Source organism: Nocardiopsis halophila DSM 44494 (assembly GCF_000341245.1).
GTDB lineage: Bacteria > Actinomycetota > Actinomycetes > Streptosporangiales > Streptosporangiaceae > Nocardiopsis_A > Nocardiopsis_A halophila.
The window spans coordinates 1-15994 of sequence record NZ_ANAD01000051.1 but is presented as its reverse complement, the minus strand read 5'-3'; the positions used below and the strand labels follow the sequence as shown (position 1 = coordinate 15994).

Here is a 15994-nt window from a genome sequence, read left to right as displayed (position 1 = left end):
ACCTTTTCCGCCACGCATCGCGGACGGGCGGGGCGCGCCGGTCGCGCCCCCGGCCCGGGTGGGCCGGGGGCGGGGCGCCGGCGGGGGCGTTCGGCCGCGGGCGCCGTCCCGGAGGGCGGGGCGCCGGTCAGGTACCGATGTGGGCACCGTGCTCGGTGGCGAACTCGTCGCCGTTGTAGCGGTCCCAGTTGATGGACCAGGACATCAGGCCGCGCAGCCCGGGGTAGGAGCCGCGCGGGGCGTACTCGGGGCAGCGCTCGCCGGTGGTCAGGCAGTCCCAGGCGGCCTGCACCTCGGTCACCGGCGTGTGGCCGTTGCCCGCGTAGGGGCTGGAGGGCAGGCCGATGGCGACCTGTTCGGGCTCCAGGGGCGGGAACACCTGCGAGTCGTCGCCCGCCACGGGGAAGCCCTGCAGGACCATGTCGGCCATGGCCACGTGGAAGCCGGCCGACCCCATGGTGTGGTACCGGTCGTCGAGCCCCATGATCGGGCCGGAGTTGTAGTGCTGGACGTGCAGCAGCGTCAGCCGGTCGCGCAGGGCGTGGATCACCGGGAGGTAGGCCCCGGCGCGCGGGTCGGCGCCGCCCCAGGGGCCGCTGCCGTAGTGGGAGTAGCCCATCTGGACGAAGAACGTCTCGGGGGCCATGGTCAGGACGAAGTCGGGGCCGTGGCGGTCGCTGAGCGTCCGCAGGGCGTCGATGAGGTTGACGATGACCGGCGTGGTGGGGGAGCGGAAGTCGGTGTCGCCGTCGTCCAGGTAGAGCGAGTGGCCCTCGAAGTCGACGTCGAGGCCGTCCAGGCCGTACTCGGCGATGATGCCGGTGGCGGACTCGACGAAGGCGTCGCGGGCGGCGGCGGTCTCCAGGGACACCTGGCCGCGCGCCCCGCCGACCGAGAGCACGACCTTCTTGCCGCGCGCCTGGGCGTCGCGGATCTGGGAGATGAACTCCGCCTTGGAGGGCACGCCGGGGCACTCCTGCTCGGGGCACAGGGAGAACTCCAGCCGGCCCGAGGTGGGCGTGGTGGGTTCGGCGAAGGCGAGGTGGATGATGTCCCACTCCCGGGGCACGTCGGCCAGGTCCACCCAGCCGGACCCGTTGGCGAAGCTGGTGTGCAGGTAGCCGGCGAGGACGCGGTCGGGAAGGACGGCGGCGGAGGCGGGCGCGGCCGAGGCGGCGGGTGCGGCGGCCGCGGCGCCCGTGGTGGCGCAGACCAGGGCGGCCGTGGCGGCGACGGTGCGGGTCAGGGGCTTCACGGAGGGCTCCTCGCGGGGTGGGAGCGGGCGGGGGCCTGAATCTAAAGGAAACTTTCCTAATAGATGTGGTGAAGGTAACCCCCGCCCCCGGGGCCGTCAACACCCCCTGGCGCCCCGGAATCCCCGCCGGCCCGCCGTGCCCGGCCCGGCGGGGTCCCCTGCCCCGCCGGCCGTCCCGAAAAGCTCAATAGGGCGGGGCGGATGGACGCCGGACGACGCTCGGTCATCGCCGGTGCGGCCGCGGTGCCGGCGATCCTGCTCACCGGCAGCGGGATCCTCGCCGGGTCCCGCTCCTTCTCCCTGCTGCTCGTCTCGGCCGGGGCGCTGGCCGCCGGGGCGGCGGCCACCGCGTTGCTGCGGTGGCCCCTGCCCTCGGTGCGCGAGACGCGCGGCGGCCCCGCGGTCCTCCCCCTGGCCTGGGGCGCCTGCGTGCTCGCGGGCGCCGCCGCCGACGCCACCACCACCGTGGTCTCGGTGGAGATGATGAAGACGGGGACCGCGCCGGGCGGCGCCCACGAGTCCTTCGGGTGGTTCGCGTACTCCCCGCTGACCGGGCCGTCCTATGGGCGGGCCCCGACGCCGGGGACAGGCCCGGGGATGAGAGTGGTCTCCGGTGCGGGCCTGCCCTCCTCGCCGGACTGGGGTGCGACCACCGCCGGCGTCCTGCTGGGGTGGGGGCCGGTGCGATCGGCGCCGCCGCCTACCGCAGGAGCGCCCCGGCGTCCGAGGGCCCCGACCGCCCGGGAGGGNGCACTGAGCCCGCCCCGAGTGGAGACGGCCGGGCGCGGAGGCCGCCGTCCTCGGCCCGCGCGCCCGGCCTGCGGTCACCGGGCCTGCCCGGCGATCCCTTCCCCTTCTATCCCGAGCAGGTGACAGGACAGGGCCGCCCACTGGCCGGGTGTGACGTAGGCCACCACGGTCCCGCGCTCCACGCCGGCCGCCCGTAGAGCCGTGTCCACGCGCCGCCTGCCGTAGCGGCGCCGGAGTGAGGCGTGCAGGGACCCTCCGACCCCGGAGAAGCCCGTGTCCACCAGGGCGCGGTAGTCGGCCAGGGCCGCCACCGGGAGAAGCGGCTCGGGGCGCCGGACGATGCGCAGTACCCCGGAGTCGACCCGGGGAACCGGGCGGAAGCGGTCGCGGCGCACACGCTCTCCCCGGCTCCACTCGAACAAGGGCCAGGTCAGAACGGTCAGCCTGCTCCACCGGCCCAGGTCGCCCGTGCGCTTGCGGGCGTACTCCCACTGGGTCAGCAGCGTCGCCGACTCCAGCGCGCGGGCGCGCAGGCACCAGTCGACGATGGCGGAGGTGCGCGAGTAGGGGATGTTCCCCATGACCGAGAACGGTTCGCGGGGCGCGGCGGCCTTGGTGAAGTCGGCGGTGCGCACCCGCACCCGCGGGGAATCGGCGAAGCGCTCGGCCAGGCGCCTGGCGAAGCGGGGGTCCAGTTCATAGGCGACGACCCTGGCGCGGGTGCGCGCCAGCTGTGCGGTGATCATCCCGTCGCCCGCGCCGGGTTCGAGCACCAGCCCGTCCGGGGGCAGGCCGGCGCCGCGCGCCAGACGCCGTGCGACCGACGCATCGGCGAGGAAGTTCTGCGAGAGTGAGCGCCGACGCGTCCCCGCCCCCATGCGCCGTCCCGGTGTGTGCTCCCGGGAGCGGCCGATGGTGCTCTTCGCGGAACGGGCGTTCCGACCGGATCCATGGTTCTGCGCCACGTGGGGTCCGTTCCTGCCGCCGCACGGTGCGGCGGCCGACCGGGACGGGCGGCATGGGGCCTCCTGCGCGGACCGGACCGCCCGCCCTGATGTACGTCGGGCATGACGGAACAGGCCCCGGACCGGGGGCGAGCGGTGTGCAGGGGTCCGCAGGGGAGCGGGGCGGCGCATGCGCGCCGACCGAGGGGACGGCGGAAGACGGGCCGGTGGTGGTGACACTCGGGCCCGCAGGGCTGACGCCCCTTCAGGAGCTCAGAGGCTCAGCCGAGCCCGATCGTCGGTGCTCGGCACGGAGTGGCGGTACGCGTCAGCGGCCGGCTCCCGGAACCCGGTCCGGGGCGGCGGCGCGGTCGCGGAACAGCTGAATCCCGGACCGTGCCGCGGTCCGGGTGTCGAAGATCGCTTGGAAGGCTCCCATGATGCCCCGACACTACGCGTCGGCGGGCATGGCGGGCAAAGGGATTTCCCGGCACCGGCCTCGGGGCGGTGAGGCGTGGGGGAGGGCCGTCGTGCCTCGCGCCCGACCGGTGAGCGGTGATGGGCAGGCCGCTCTTGCCCGCCTAGAGCGGCCCCGTACTCCGCGACGGGTACGCCCCCGGTTCGGTGCCTGGCCGTGGCCGGTGGAGCGGTGTCACGGTCAGAGGCGGCACCGCCGTCCTCCTGGATCGGTGATGGGCGCCCATGCTGGCCTGCGGCGTCCGACGGTCGTGTCCGCTGGAGCGGTGGAACTTTCGGCCGCGTCCTTGTGAGCGGTGCGACCGCTGCAGCGCGATCGGGGACCCCGCCCCGGGTGCGCACCCCCTCCTCGCCGTTGATCTCGGGGAAGTCGGGGTAATACTCGCCGGTATTACCCCGACTTCCCCGAGATCAACAAGGGTGTCGATGCGGGCGGCCGGGGCCCGGAGAGCTCCACCACGCCAGCGGACACGACCCGTCCGAGCCCGCCTCTCCAGCGCCGGGACCCGGCAAGACCGGCCGAGCGGCCTCCGGTCGCCGACGTGTACCGACCTCGACGCACACCCCCCATCACCGACCCGTTTCGGTGCTGTCTCCGGTCGGCGCCCGGCAGGGGACACGACCCCGGCGCCGGACGGGGCGCCAGAGCCTCCTTTCCGGATGCTCTAAGGCGGCGCGGGGATGTCTTGAGGAGGCGATGACCCGCCGGGGTGTAGGACGGATGAGGGGCCCGGTGACGGGTCCGGAGGTCATTCGCAACGGGGGAGCGACGTATGCGTGCGGTCCAGTACGTGCAGGTGGGCCAGGCGCCCGTGGTCAACGACGTGCCGGTGCCCGAGCCCGGGCCCGGCCAGGTTCTCCTGAAGGTCACGGCCGCGGGGGTGTGCCACTCCGACGTCGCGGTCATGAGCTGGCCGGCCGACGCGTTCCCGTTCCGGCTGCCCCTCACGCTCGGCCATGAGGCCGCCGGCGTGGTCGAGGCGGTCGGGGAGAACGTGTCCGCGGTCGCGGTCGGCGAATCCGTCGTCGTCTACGGCCCGTGGGGGTGCGGTGCCTGCCGGGAGTGCTCGCGCGGGATGGAGAACTATTGCGCGCGCGCCGAGGAGCTGGGCATCCACCCGCCGGGGCTGGGCGCGCCCGGGGCGCTGGCCGAGTACGTGCTCATCGACGACCAGCGCCACCTCGTCCCCATCGGGGACCTGGACCCGGTGCGGACCGTGCCCCTCACCGACGCCGGACTCACGCCCTACCACGCGATCAAGCGCGCCCAGCACAACCTGTACCCGGGGGCGACGGCCGTCGTCATCGGCGTGGGCGGGCTCGGGCACGTCGCCGTCCAGCTCCTGCGTGCGATGACCGGCGCGACCGTGGTCGCCCTCGACGTGCGCGAGGAGAGCCTGAAGCTGGCCGAGCAGATCGGGGCGCACCACGCGCTGCGCTCCGACACGCAGGCTCCCGGCGCCGTCCGCGACCTCACCGGCGGGGCCGGCGCGAACGCGGTGTTCGACTTCGTGGGGGCGCAGGCCACCGTCGAGCTGGCCGCGAAGGCGGCGGCCAAGGACTCCTCGGTGAACATCGTGGGGATCGGGGGAGGGGCGCTGCCCGTCGGCTTCGGTGCGGTGCCCTACGGGACCGCCGTCGAGACGACCTACTGGGGCGGGCGCTCGGAGCTGATCGAGCTGATCGACCTCGCCCGCCAGGGCGCGGTGGGCGTGCACGTGGAGCGCTACGGCATCGAACAGGGGCCGGAGGTCTACGAGCGCATGGAGGAGGGCCGGATCCAGGGGCGCGCGGTCGTCGTCCCTTAGGGCGCCGGGGAGAGCGCGGAAGGGGCGGGCCCGGCGCCAGGGAAGTGACGGGCCCGGCCGGGGCGGCCCGGTGCCCCCCCGTCGGCGACAGAGGCCGGGGCGGGCGGGCGACCGCCCCGGCCTGACCCGGTCTCTCGGCCGGCCCCTGCCGCCGGTCCTTCAGTCCTTGCGCGCGACCGCGGCCACTTGGGCGACCCAGGCGGGCTGCGCACCGTCGTCGCCCACGTCGGGGCGCCAGCGGGAGCAGGAGACCACGCCGGGTTCGAGGACGGTGAGGCCCTCCAGGAGCGCGGCGACCTGCTCGGGGGTGCGGCCGGTGATGGGCGGGGTGGCGTTCTCGTTCCAGTACGCCATCGCCTCGGCGTTCCCGCCCTCTCCCGTGTGCACGATGGGGTGGCTCAGGGCGACATGGCTGCCCGGGGCCAGGGCGTCCACGAGCCGCCGGACCAGGGCGGCCACCTCGTCGTCATCCTCGATGAAGTTGAGCACGCCCAGCATCATCAGGGCGACGGGCCGGTCGAAGTCCAGCGTGCGGGAGGCCTCGGCCAGCACGCGCCGGGTGTCGCGGGCGTCGGCCTCGATGTAGTCGGTCGCGCCTTCGGGGGTGGAGGTGAGCAGCGCCTCGGCGTGCACCAGCACCATCGGGTCGTTGTCGACGTAGACGATGCGGCTGCCGGGGGCGGCGGCCTGGGCGACCTCGTGGGTGTTGTCGCTGGTGGGCAGGCCGGTGCCGATGTCGAGGAACTGGCGCATGCCCGCCTCGGCGGTCAGGTGGCGCACGGCCCTGCGCAGGAATCCGCGGTCGGCGCGGGCGACCTGCACGATGCTGGGGAACAGGGAGGCGACGTGGTCGCCGACCGCCCGGTCCGAGGCGTAGCAGTCCTTGCCGCCGAGCCAGTGGTTCCAGACGCGGGCGTTGTGCGCGACCGTCGGGTCGACACGCGCCCGTTCGCCGGACGGCGCGGGGCCGGGGGTGGTCGCGGGGTCGTCGTCAGGGTGAGGGGTGGCGTTCACGGCGCACACCCTAGTGCAGAGGGCGGCCTCCGGGACCCCTGCGGCAGGCGTGGTCCGGGCGCGCCGCAGGGGCGCCCGGATGCGGTTCCGGTGCCGGTGGTGCTCACCTGGAAAGGCGGCGGCACACCTGCACCGAGGCCGGGCGGTCGGTTCCGGTCGGCCCCGGCTTCAGCGCCGGATCGGGTCGTGCTCAGGGGGTGACGATCGGGAAGTCCGGGTCGGGGGCGTCCAGGACCCCCACCAGGCGCTGGAGGACCGATCGGTCGCCCTCGAATACGGCGCCCTCGGCGTCGCCGCCGGAGAGCAGAACGAACAACTGCGGCTTGGTGAGGGAGACTGCCAGATCCGCGGGCGGTGCGCCCTCCGGTTCGGGACGGTGCGTCAGCACGCCGTTGGTCAGCGTCATGCGGTGGCGTTCACCGGTGTCGGTGACCGTCCAGGAGATGCTCAGCGCCTCGTCCCAGGCCTTGGGGCCGTTCACCCGGATCGCCACCGAGTCGAAGAGCTGCACCGTGCTCAGCCCCGCCGCCATCCCGCCGGAGATGCCGAACGGGTTGGGGGTGATGCCGTCGCGCAGCTCCTTGGCGCCCGTCAGGTAGAAGTTGCGCCAGGTGCCGCACTCCGAGCCCTCGCCGAGACGCTGGTAGACACCGGACAGAGCGCTCTGGGCGGCCGAATTCTCCGGGTCGGCGAACACGGCGTGGTTGAGCAGGGTGGCGGCGAACCGCAGGTCGCCCTTGTCGGCATAGTCCGCGGCCAGGGCCATGACCCTGTCGGTGCCGCCCATGCACTCCACATAGCGCTCGGCGAGTTCGGTCGGAGGGTGCTCCCACAGGTGCGCGGGGTTGCCGTCGAACCACCCCATATAGCGCTGGTAGATGGCCTTCACGTTGTGGGAGACCGATCCGTAGTACCCGCGCGCGTGCCAGGCCCCGGCCAGCGCCGGGGGCAGTTCGATCCGTTCGGCGATCTCGGGGCCCGTCATGCCCTGGTTGAGCATGCGCAGTGTCTGGTCGTGCAGGTAGGCGTAGATTTCGCGCTGCTGGGTGAGGTAGCGGGTGATGCGCTCGGTGCCCCAGGTGGGCCAGTGGTGGGAGGCGAAGGACACGTCGGAGGCGTCGGCGAAGAGGGTGACCGCCTCGTCCAGGTAGCGCGCCCACACCCGGGCGTCGCGTACCAGTGCGCCCCGCAGGGTGAGGATGTTGTGCAGCGTGTGGGAGGCGTTCTCGGCCATGCACAGGGCGCGCCGGTCGGGGAAGTGGAAGTTCATCTCCGCCGGTGCCTCGGTGCCCGGGGTGACCTGGAAGACGATGCGGACGCCGTCGACCGTCTCCTCTTGGCCGGTACGGGTGATGTCGACGTTCGGCGGTACCAGGGACACGGTGCCGGCCGAGGCGGTCTGCCCCAGGCCGGTACCGATCATCCCCTCAGGGCCGCGGTCCAGCGTGGCGCCGGTGTGGTACATGCCGCGCCGTGCCATGGCGATGCCCGCGTAGACGTTCTCGGCGACCGCGTGCTCGGTGAACCCTTCGGGCGCGAGGACCGGGACGCCGTCGGGGTTGCCCGGCGGGACGATCCCCTCGGCGCCGCCGAAGTGGTCCACGTGCGAGTGCGTGTAGATCATCCCGGTGACGGGGCGGTCGCCCCGGTGCGCCCGGTAGAGCGCGAGCGCGGCGGCGGCAGGCTCGTTGGAGACGAGGGGGTCGATGACGATTACGCCGGTGTCGCCTTCGACGAGGGTCATGTTCGACAGGTCCAGCCCGCGGACCTGGTAGATGCCCTCGGTCACCTCATAGAGGCCCTGTCGGGAGCACAGCTGCGACTGCCGCCACAGCGAAGGGTCTGCGGTCGGGGGACAGTCCCCTCGGAGGAAGGAGGAGAAGACGTCGTTGTCCCAGACGACCTTTCCTTGCTCGTCCTTGACGATTCCGGGGGTGAGGGAGGCGATGTGTCCACGGTCGGCGTCGTCGAAGTCGGTCCGGTCTCCGTAATCGAGTTCGGTCATGGTGGGGAATTCGCCAGAGTCGGGCCGATGGAAAACCGGTGAGCGGTAAAACCTGTGCCGTTCCAGGGGCGTTCCTGCGGGTCTGGCCATGATCTACGCCGTCAAGGCGGGTTTTCCGATGCTCACACTCTAAGGAGAGAAGTAATCGACGCGGCTACGCCGCGCTCACCACCACAACGCGCCGCCGTGCGGGGTGGGCTCGGGGCCTCCCCTCGGTCCTGCGCATATCCTGGCGCGCGTGCTGAGAGAAGTTGCGGGGACGCGCTACGTCCTCCCGCTGAGGGAGGGCGGCTCGCTCCCAGGGTTGGTGGAAGCCGATGACTTCGGTATGTACGTCGTGAAGTTCATCGGTGCGGGGCAGGGCCGCAAAGCGCTGGTGGCCGAGGTCGTGGCGGGGGAGCTGGCGAGGCGCCTGGGGCTTCCCGTGCCCGAGCTGGTCCGCCTGGAGTTCGACGCGGTGATCGGACGCGGCGAGCCGGACGAGGAGGTCCAGGAGCTCCTCAAGGCCAGCGGCGGACTCAACCTGGGCATGGACTTCCTGCCCGGTGCCCTGGGCTTCGACCCCCTGGTCTATGAGACCGGACCGGACTTCGCCGGGCGCGTCCTGTGGTTCGACGCCTTCACCGGCAACGTCGACCGCTCCTGGCGCAACCCCAACATGCTCGTCTGGCACGGCGAGCCCTACCTGATCGACCACGGAGCCACCCTGATCTTCCACCACAACTGGAAGGGCGCCGCCACGGCCGTCCGGCGCCCCTACGACGCCTCCGACCACGTACTGGCCGGCGCCGCGCCGGACCTGGCCGCCGCCGACGCCGACCTGGCCCCGCGCGTCACCGAGGACCTGCTGCGCGAGGTGGCGGGTCTGGTCCCCGACGAGTGGCTGGTCGACGAGCCCGGGTTCGCCTCGGCGCAGGAGGTGCGCGAGGCCTATGTGGAGCACCTGGCCGCCCGGGCCTCCGACCGCGTCTGGCTGCCGGAGGTGGGCCGGTGAGCGGCGGGCCGATGGTGTTCGAGTACGCGCTGGTGCGGGTGATCCCGCGTCTGGAGCGCGGGGAGCAGGTCAACGCGGGCGTGATCGTCTACTGCAAGTCGGCGGGCTACCTGGAGGCGCACTGCGCCCTGGACGCCGAGCGGTTGCGGGCGATCGACCCGCAGGTCGACGTGGACGGGGTCGGCCGTGCCCTGGAGGCGGTGCGGCGGGTGTGCCGCGGCGGTGCCGAGGCCGGGCCGGCCCGCTCCGAGGCGCAGGGGGCGCGTTTCCGCTGGCTGACCGCTCCGCGCAGCACGATCGTGCAGCCGGGGCCGATCCACTCGGGGCTGACCCGCGATCCGGCGGCGGAGCTGGGGAGGCTGGCGGACGCGCTGGTCGGCTGAGCGCCGGCTCCGCGTCAGGACGGGCGTGGGAGACGGGCGCCGGGACAGGTNGGGCAGAGCCCGCCGTCCCGGGCCGCCCCTTCGTCGTGCAGGGTGCCCCTGCGCACGGACGGGGCCATCGTGCACAGGTGCGCAGAGAGCCGCGCGCCGATTTGATTAGTTAGCCTACCTAATCATATCCTGCCCGGGTGCGACAGCATCCCGACCTCGCCCACGAGCTCGCCTCCACGCTGCGCGAGCTGGTCCTGCTCACCCGGCAGGCGACCGCCCACCAACAGGTCTCCGGCCAGCATCTCGGCGTGCTCGGGTCGCTGGTCGGCGGGCCGCGGCGGATGACCGCCCTGGCCCACGAGCACGGCGTGCGCACGCCGACCATGACCGCGCACGTGTCGCGGCTGGAGGCGCTGGGGGCCGTGGAGCGCGGCCCCGACGCCGAGGACGCCCGGGCGGTGGCCGTGGCGCTCACCGACCACGGGCGCGAGCTGCTGCGGGAGGGGCGCGCCGCGCGTGCGGCCTTCCTGGGGGCCCGGCTGGGCGAGCTCAGTGACGCCGAGCGCGCGGCCGTGGCGGCGGCGCTCCCGGCGCTGCGGAAGATCGCTGCTCGCAGGGACGGGGAGTAGGCCGCGCCGGCCGCCGCCCGTCCGGATCGTTGCAATGTCCCCCGTCCGCGCGGTGCGGACGAGCGAATTGGGAGGTCAAGGGACGCCTATGTCCACGACTGATTTACCGCCCGCCGGGTCGGCCCCCGCGACCGGTGACCAGACCGGGAGGAAGGGGGCGAGCCCGTGGCGTCAGCCGCTCTCCGTCTGGGCGACCGCCTTCGCCGCCGTCGTCGCCTTCATGGGCATCGGCCTGGTCGACCCGATCCTGCCGTCGATCGCCGAGGGGCTGCACGCCTCGCCCAGCCAGGTGTCGCTGCTGTTCACCAGCTACTTCCTGGTGACGGCGGTGGCGATGCTGGTGACGGGGTTCATCTCCAGCCGTATCGGGGGCAAGGCGACGCTGCTGCTGGGGCTGGCCCTGGTGGTGGTGTTCGCCGCGCTGTCGGGCGCGTCGGGCTCGGTCGGTGAGCTGATCGGGTTCCGGGCGGGCTGGGGCCTGGGCAACGCGCTGTTCGTGGCGACCGCGCTCGCGGTGATCGTCGGGGCCGCGGTGGGCGGCATGGAGTCGGCGATCGTGCTGTACGAGGCGGCGCTGGGCGTGGGCATCGCCTCGGGGCCGCTGCTCGGTGCGCTGCTGGGCGACTGGCACTGGCGGGCGCCGTTCTTCGGCACCGCGGTGCTGATGGCGGTCGGCTTCCTGCTGATCACGGTGCTGTTGAAGGCGCCGCCCAAGCCGGCCGCCAAGACGCGGTTGGCCGACCCGCTGCGCGCGCTGGCGCACGGGGGCCTGTCCACCACCGCGTTCACGGCCTTGTTCTACAACTTCGCCTTCTTCACGGTGCTGGCGTTCACGCCGTTCGTGCTGGGGATGTCGCCCTACGGGATCGGGGCGGTGTTCTTCTCCTGGGGGGTGCTGGTGGCGGTGTCGTCGGTGGTGGTGGCGCCGCGGCTGCAGCACCGGCTGGGGTCGGTGCGCACGCTGCACGTGGCGCTGGGCGCGCTGCTGGTGCTTCAGGCGGCGATCGCGGTGTCGGCGGGGCTGGACGTGCACGCGGGCGTGGTGGCGGCCGTGGTGCTGACCGGTGTGCCGATCGGGATGAACAACACGGTGTTCACCGAGGCGGCGATGGAGGTCTCGGACGCTCCGCGGCCGGTGGCCTCGGCGGGCTACAACTTCGTCCGGTGGATGGGCGGTGCGCTGGCGCCGTTCGTGGCCACGAAGCTGGGCGAGGAGGTCAGCCCGGTGCTGCCGTACGCGGTGGGCGCGGTGTGCTGCCTGGTGGCCATGGGGGTGCTGGTGGCGCGCCGGCACCACCTGGGGGCGCTCAAGGGCTGAGGTGTTCCTGCGCGGGGGCCCGGACCGACCGGCCCGGACCCCCGCGGTGTGTTCTCCCGGTGCCCGCACACCCCGCTCCCGGCGTCCGTGCTCCCCGGCGGCCGTGGGGCGAAAATCACTTCGTCGGGGGATGGGATCTATGGGTGAATGTGTTGGGGAGGACGGCGCCCCCTCGGGGAGCCGTCCGCCCGTTCTTCCGCCGCCGTCGAAGGGAGCCCCCGGCGTGTCCTCAGCGTCCTCGCCCTCCGTGCCCGCAGCCCCGCCGCCCGCCCCCGGCGCGGACCCCGGGCGCGGTGCGGGGCGCCGCCGCCGTACGGCGGTCCTGGTCCTGGTCCTGGCCACACTGACGGCGACCGGCCCGCTGGCCACCGACCTGTACCTGCCGGCCTTCCCGGTGATCGCCGAGGACCTGGGCTCCACCGAGGCGCAGATCCAGCTGACGCTGACCGCGATCATGCTGGGCATGGCGGTGGGCCAGCTGGTGATCGGCCCGCTGAGCGACGCCCTGGGGCGGCGGCGCCCGCTGCTGGTGGGCGTGGCGGTGTTCGCCCTGGCCTCGCTGGCGTGCATGGTGGTGCCCTCGGCGGGGGTGTTCACCGGGCTGCGGTTCGTGCAGGGGGTGGCCGGGGCCGCCGGCGCGGTGATCTCCCGCGCGGTGGTGCGGGACATGTTCGAGGGCGACGACGCGGCCCGGTTCTTCTCCCGGCTGATGCTGGTGACCGGCCTGGCTCCGCTGCTGGGCCCGGTGCTGGGCGGCCAGCTGCTGCGGGTGGGGCCCTGGCAGCTGAGCTTCGCGGTGCTGGCGGCGGTGGCCGTGACCAGCTGGGTGGTGGTCTTCTTCGGGCTGCCCGAGAGCCTGCCGAGCGGGCGGCGGCGCCCGCTGCGGGCCCGGTCGCTGGCGCAGACCGTGGGCGGGCTGCTGCGCGATGTGCGGTTCATCGGGCCGGCGCTGACGCTGGGGCTGTCCTTCGGGGCGATGTTCACCTACATCAGCTCCTTCTCGTTCGTCTCGCAGAACGAGTTCGGCGCCTCGGCCCAGCAGTTCAGCCTGATGTTCGCGGTGAACACGGTGGGGCTGCTGCTGGGCACCCAGGTCAACGCCTACCTGATCGGCAGGGTGGAGACGCCCCGGCGGCTGGCGGGGGGCCTGACCGGGATGCTGGCGGCGGTGGCCGTGCTGGGCGTGCTGGCGGCGGCCGGCGTGTCGGGGGCCTGGGCGCTGCCGGTGCTCACCGCGGTGTTCTGGACGCTGATGTTCAGCGTGGGCTTTGTCTTCCCCAACGCCACGACGCTGGCGATCTCCAGCCAGTCGCCGTCGGTGGCGGGGACGGCCTCGGCGCTGATGGGGTCGATGCAGTTCGCGCTGGGCGGGGGCCTGTCGTCGCTGGCGGGCATGACCGCGACCGGGCAGGCGAGCCTGGCGAGCATGGCGGTGGTGATGTCGGGGATCGCGGTGGCGGCCGCGGCGGTGTTCGCCGTGACCGCCCGCCGCGCGGCCCGCACCGCGGCCTGAACCGAGGACCGCACCGCGCGCCGCGCGGCGGTCCGGGAAACCGGGAGAGCGGGCGAGGGCCCGGGCGGAGGCGCTCCGCCCGGGCCCTCGCCTCGTCGTCGGCGGTGGTCAGTCCAGGCGGCGGTCAGTCCAGGTCGTCGCCTTCGACGTGGAGGGGCTGGGCCTGGTCCTGGGCCGGGGGCAGCGGGGCGCCGCGCTCGGGCAGGTCGTCGGCGTCGGCGGGGTCGGTCGCGAACAATGAGCCGTCGGCGGCCCCTTCGGCCAGGGCGTACATGGAGTCGTAGGCCGAGACGATCTGGGCCTGCTCCATGTCGGGGCCGGTGGCGCTCAGCTCGACCAGGACGCTTCCGCTGCCGAGGAGGCCGTAGGCGTTGCGGGCGATGCCCTGGTAGTTCCCTCCGGGGTAGCGGCTGACGTTGGCGCCGTCGTAGGAGTCGTCCATGGCCTCGGCCGAGACCGCCACGGCCTGGCGGGACAGGGCGACGGCGCCCGGGGAGACGTCGGGGTGGGTGGGCCACATCAGCGAGGCGGTGATCTCCTCGCCGTCGTCGTCGGCGTAGCGGCCCTGCATGTGGTAGTCGACCACCAGGTGGGGGTCGAAGGCCTCGTACCGGCGCCGGACGGCCGCGGCCTCGGGGACCGGGTTGTCCTCGGGGGCCAGGGCCGGGTCGTGGTAGCGGTTGGGGTCGTAGCCCGTGCCGGGGGCGCCGTACTCGGGGTCGGCGTCGGGGTCGTGGTTGTAGCGCTGGTCCAGTTCGTGGCCGTCGGGGTTGGCGCGCACCACGATGTCGAGGGTGACCCGGTCCAGGAGCTCGCGCTCGGCGCGGTCGGGCCCGGTGGCCAGCTCCTCCAGGAGCTTGAGGGCGGCCGGGGTGCCCAGCGGCTCGTTGCCGTGCTGCTGGGTGATGTACATCAGCCGGACGGGGCCGTCGCCGACCGTGGCGTTCAGGATGGGTCGGCCCTGGTTGGTGGTGCCGATGGTGGCGACCTCGACGGCGCCGCGGCTCTTCTTCTCGATCCGGTCCAGGTGGCGCTGGAGCTGCTCGGTGCTGGGGCGGGGGTCGATGGGGCGTCCGGGGGCGGGGGGAGCGTCGGCTGCGGCGGGGGACGGGAGGAGGGGGGAGAGGAGGGCGGCGGTGGTGAGGGCCGTCACGAGGCGCCGGATTCGCTTCATGCTCGGGGATTGTGCACGCAGTGGTCACCGGGGCACAAGGTGTGCATGTCGGGTGGGAGGGGGCACCGGGAACCGCGTGGCCGCGCGCCGCATCGGACCGGGCGGAGGCCCCGACCCTCTAGGGTTCGGAGGGCACCCGGATGCGCGAGCGAGTGAGGAGTTGCCGACGATGGAGTTCAAGCGGCTGCTGGCCGGCCTGGGATTCGGCGGGGCCGCGGTGCGGACGGTCCTGCGCGAGGGCGAGGTGCGCCCCGGAGGGGTGCTGGCCGGCACGGTGCACGTCGAGGGCGGCGAGGTCGACCTGCACATCGACGAGGTCACGGTGGGCCTGCAGGCGCGCGCGGAGATGGACAAGGGCGAGGTCGAGTGGGACATCGAGCTGCAGCTCAAGCATGAGCGGGTCAAGGACGCCCTGGAGCTGGGCTCCGGCGCCCGGGTGGACGTCCCCTTCGAGCTGGCGCTGCCCTGGGAGACGCCGCTGACCCGGTTCCGGGGCCGGGCGATCCCGGGCATGGGCGTGGGGCTGTACACCCAGCTGCACGTGTCGGCCGCGGTGGACCCCGAGGACCTGGACCCGGTGGCGGTCGCGCCGCTGGCCTCGCAGGCCGCGGTGCTGGAGGCGGCCGAGGAGGCCGGCCTGCCGGTGCGCCGGGCGCGCCTGGAGCGCGGCCTGGTGCCGGGGATGGAGCAGCGGCTGCCGTTCTACCAGCAGCTGTGCCTGGGCTCGGCGGAGCGCGGGGTGGACGTGGACATGGTCTTCGTCACCGGGGAGCGCTCCTGCCGGGTGGCCGCCGAGCGCGCCGACGGCCGCGGGCAGGCCTGGCGGGGCGCGGTGGACCACGACGACCCGGCCCCGGGGGTGTCCGGGCTCACCGCGTGGCTGGAAGCGGCCGCCCGGTCCTGACAGGCGGTGATCGCCCCTGGTCACGCCCTGTGCGCAAGCCCTTACCGGGGTTGACGGGGCGTGCGCACCCGGGCACAGTGGGCGGGATTCGACGCGCACACCCCCGGCGCCGCCGGGGGTTCGGGTGCGGACCTACCGAAGCGGGAAGGCGGACGCATGCGGGAGAGCGGTGCATGGCAGGGGGCCGTGCCGGCCGGGACGCTGAGCGGGCTGGCCGAGGTGCTCTACCGCAACGCCGAGGAGCTCCCCGGCACCGAGGTGGTCTCCCGGCGCGGTGACGACGGCGCCTGGGAGCGGGTCACCGCCGCCCGCCTGCTCAGCGAGGTCACCGCGGTCGCCAAGGGCCTGATCGGCGCCGGGGTTGGCGTGGGCGACCGGGTGGTGCTGGTCGGCGACGCCCGCTACGAGCAGGTGCTGCTGCAGTTCGCGGTCTGGGCGGTGCGCGCGGTGGCGGTGCCGCTGCCGGCCGCGTGCGCGCCCCGGCGGCTGCTCGCGGTGGTGCGCGACTGCCGCCCGGCCGCGGTGGTGCTGCAGGACGGGCGCCAGGCCGAGGCGGCCACCGCGGCCGCCCGCGAGGTGCCGGACCTGGGCCGGGTCTGGCGCCTGGACGGGCCCGAGGGGCTGGAGGCGGTCACCCGCCCCGGCGCCTACATGGACTCCTCCTCGGTGCGGTTCCGCATGGAGGAGACGGTGCGCGAGGACCCGGCGGTGATCGCCTACCCGGCGTCGGTGGAGGGGCCGGGCCGGGGCGCGGTGCTCACCCACGGCAACCGCCTGGACTCCGCCGATGCGCTGGTGCGCCGTCTGGCGCCGGCGCTGGAGGGGGTGGAGCCGG

Annotated in this window: 13 protein-coding genes; 8 read left to right on the top strand and 5 right to left on the bottom strand. The window is 74.0% G+C overall.

All coding sequences use genetic code 11. The features are described 5' to 3' along the window. Positions 1-127 precede the first annotated feature (127 nt). Both D450_RS29590 and erm read right to left on the bottom strand, forming a co-directional pair. The gene (locus tag D450_RS29590) at positions 128-1255 is read right to left on the bottom strand and encodes a chitinase (protein WP_017537809.1); all 1128 of its coding nucleotides are present in this window, start codon (positions 1253-1255) and stop codon (positions 128-130) included. 824 nt (positions 1256-2079) lie between these two features. Then, positions 2080-2883, bottom strand: coding sequence for an ErmE/ErmH/ErmO/ErmR family 23S rRNA (adenine(2058)-N(6))-methyltransferase (gene erm / locus D450_RS0106190; protein WP_017537808.1), 804 nt, complete (start codon positions 2881-2883; stop codon positions 2080-2082). A gap of 1316 nt (positions 2884-4199) precedes the next feature. Between erm and D450_RS0106185 the strand changes: the two genes are divergently transcribed. Further along, positions 4200-5234, top strand: a complete 1035-nt coding sequence (locus D450_RS0106185) for an NAD(P)-dependent alcohol dehydrogenase (protein WP_017537807.1) — start codon at positions 4200-4202, stop codon at positions 5232-5234. Between the two features lie 159 nt (positions 5235-5393). Here D450_RS0106185 and D450_RS0106180 read toward each other — a convergent pair whose 3' ends face one another. Both D450_RS0106180 and D450_RS0106175 read right to left on the bottom strand, forming a co-directional pair. After that, positions 5394-6248, bottom strand: coding sequence for an SAM-dependent methyltransferase (locus D450_RS0106180; RefSeq protein ID WP_017537806.1), 855 nt, complete (start codon positions 6246-6248; stop codon positions 5394-5396). A gap of 190 nt (positions 6249-6438) precedes the next feature. After that, on the bottom strand, positions 6439-8253 hold the full coding sequence (locus tag D450_RS0106175) for an alkyl/aryl-sulfatase (RefSeq protein ID WP_017537805.1): 1815 nt from the start codon (positions 8251-8253) through the stop codon (positions 6439-6441). 226 nt (positions 8254-8479) lie between these two features. Here D450_RS0106175 and D450_RS0106170 point away from each other — a divergent pair, with 226 nt between their 5' ends. From D450_RS0106170 to D450_RS0106150, 5 genes are all read left to right on the top strand, one after another. After that, on the top strand, positions 8480-9247 hold the full coding sequence (locus D450_RS0106170) for a HipA family kinase (RefSeq protein ID WP_026128409.1): 768 nt from the start codon (positions 8480-8482) through the stop codon (positions 9245-9247). An 11-nt stretch (positions 9248-9258) separates the two neighbouring features. Next, a complete protein-coding gene (locus D450_RS0106165) occupies positions 9259-9630 on the top strand; it encodes a DUF3037 domain-containing protein (protein WP_051060469.1) in 372 nt (123 codons plus the stop codon). A gap of 188 nt (positions 9631-9818) precedes the next feature. Then, a complete protein-coding gene (locus D450_RS0106160; protein WP_017537802.1) occupies positions 9819-10250 on the top strand; it encodes a MarR family winged helix-turn-helix transcriptional regulator in 432 nt (143 codons plus the stop codon). An 88-nt stretch (positions 10251-10338) separates the two neighbouring features. Further along, positions 10339-11568 carry an MFS transporter gene (locus D450_RS0106155; RefSeq protein ID WP_083932556.1) on the top strand — a complete coding sequence of 410 codons (1230 nt, stop codon included), beginning with the start codon at positions 10339-10341 and terminating at the stop codon, positions 11566-11568. Positions 11569-11815: 247 nt separating this feature from the next. Further along, complete coding sequence (locus D450_RS0106150; RefSeq protein WP_017537800.1) at positions 11816-13081, top strand: multidrug effflux MFS transporter; 1266 nt, start codon at positions 11816-11818, stop codon at positions 13079-13081. A gap of 124 nt (positions 13082-13205) precedes the next feature. Here the strand turns inward: D450_RS0106150 and D450_RS0106145 are convergent, their stop codons facing one another. Then, complete coding sequence (locus D450_RS0106145; RefSeq protein ID WP_241483078.1) at positions 13206-14255, bottom strand: M14 family zinc carboxypeptidase; 1050 nt, start codon at positions 14253-14255, stop codon at positions 13206-13208. Between the two features lie 169 nt (positions 14256-14424). On the opposite strand from D450_RS0106145, the gene D450_RS0106140 reads away from it, so the two are divergent. Further along, a complete protein-coding gene (locus tag D450_RS0106140) occupies positions 14425-15159 on the top strand; it encodes a sporulation protein (RefSeq protein WP_017537798.1) in 735 nt (244 codons plus the stop codon). Positions 15160-15315: 156 nt separating this feature from the next. Beyond that, the coding region (locus D450_RS0106135; protein ID WP_017537797.1) for an AMP-binding protein at positions 15316-15994 on the top strand (679 nt) is incomplete at its 3' end.

Bases quoted from the DNA above. Each gene is read 5' to 3' on its own strand.
- erm (WP_017537808.1), bottom strand. From the start codon at position 2,883: ATGGGGGCGGGGACGCGTCGGCGCTCACTCTCGCAGAACTTCCTCGCC.
- D450_RS0106185 (WP_017537807.1), top strand. From the start codon at position 4,200: ATGCGTGCGGTCCAGTACGTGCAGGTGGGCCAGGCGCCCGTGGTCAAC.
- D450_RS0106175 (WP_017537805.1), bottom strand. From the start codon at position 8,253: ATGACCGAACTCGATTACGGAGACCGGACCGACTTCGACGACGCCGAC.
- D450_RS0106165 (WP_051060469.1), top strand. From the start codon at position 9,259: ATGGTGTTCGAGTACGCGCTGGTGCGGGTGATCCCGCGTCTGGAGCGC.
- D450_RS0106155 (WP_083932556.1), top strand. From the start codon at position 10,339: ATGTCCACGACTGATTTACCGCCCGCCGGGTCGGCCCCCGCGACCGGT.
- D450_RS0106145 (WP_241483078.1), bottom strand. From the start codon at position 14,255: ATGAAGCGAATCCGGCGCCTCGTGACGGCCCTCACCACCGCCGCCCTC.
- D450_RS0106140 (WP_017537798.1), top strand. From the start codon at position 14,425: ATGGAGTTCAAGCGGCTGCTGGCCGGCCTGGGATTCGGCGGGGCCGCG.